Origin of the sequence: Paenibacillus sp. A14 (genome assembly GCF_036864815.1) — a bacterium.
Classification (GTDB): Bacteria; Bacillota; Bacilli; order Paenibacillales; family Paenibacillaceae; genus Fontibacillus; species Fontibacillus sanfengchensis.
Genome location: NZ_JBAGJD010000032.1, coordinates 1 through 783 on the forward strand (window position 1 = coordinate 1; position 783 = coordinate 783).

The 783-nt window shown below is 50.1% G+C and carries 1 tRNA gene and 1 rRNA gene; both read right to left on the minus strand.

Annotated elements, in window-relative coordinates:
* Positions 1-188: 188 nt before the first annotated feature.
* A tRNA-Ala gene (locus V4U88_RS26910) sits at positions 189-264 on the minus strand.
* 129 nt (positions 265-393) lie between these two features.
* Positions 394-783 (minus strand): 16S ribosomal RNA (locus tag V4U88_RS26915); the annotation flags it as partial.

Below are 783 nucleotides of genomic sequence, written 5' to 3' on the forward strand. Positions count from 1 at the left end.
TTCGGTCATCCCAAAACCTTCGCTCTGTAGTCACTACCTTTATTAAACTTGTTTTGACACAAGTTCAGCTAAAAGAGTTGTTTCTAAAACGCAAATTTCGTTTCGTTATCCAGTTTTCAAGGATCAAGTTTGATTTTTGCAACGTCCGCCTTCGGCAGCGTTTAAAATTCTATAATAGATGGAAATAATGGTGGAGCCAAGGAGGATCGAACTCCTGACCTCCTGCTTGCAAGGCAGGCGCTCTCCCAGCTGAGCTATGGCCCCTCAAATTCCATCAAAACCGAACAAATGAAAACACGTCATGGTCGACTTCGCTATAACAAAGCCTAATTATCGGCGACCTTACGGTCAGCCTGTTTGTACCGTTCCCCACAGGAACGAGGTACTCCATAGAAAGGAGGTGATCCAGCCGCACCTTCCGATACGGCTACCTTGTTACGACTTCACCCCAATCATCTACCCCACCTTCGGCGGCTGGCTCCTTGCGGTTACCTCACCGACTTCGGGTGTTGTAAACTCTCGTGGTGTGACGGGCGGTGTGTACAAGACCCGGGAACGTATTCACCGCGGCATGCTGATCCGCGATTACTAGCAATTCCGACTTCATGCAGGCGAGTTGCAGCCTGCAATCCGAACTGAGACTGGCTTTTTAGGATTCGCTCCGGATCGCTCCTTCGCTTCCCGTTGTACCAGCCATTGTAGTACGTGTGTAGCCCAGGTCATAAGGGGCATGATGATTTGACGTCATCCCCACCTTCCTCCGGTTTGTCACCGGCAGTCACT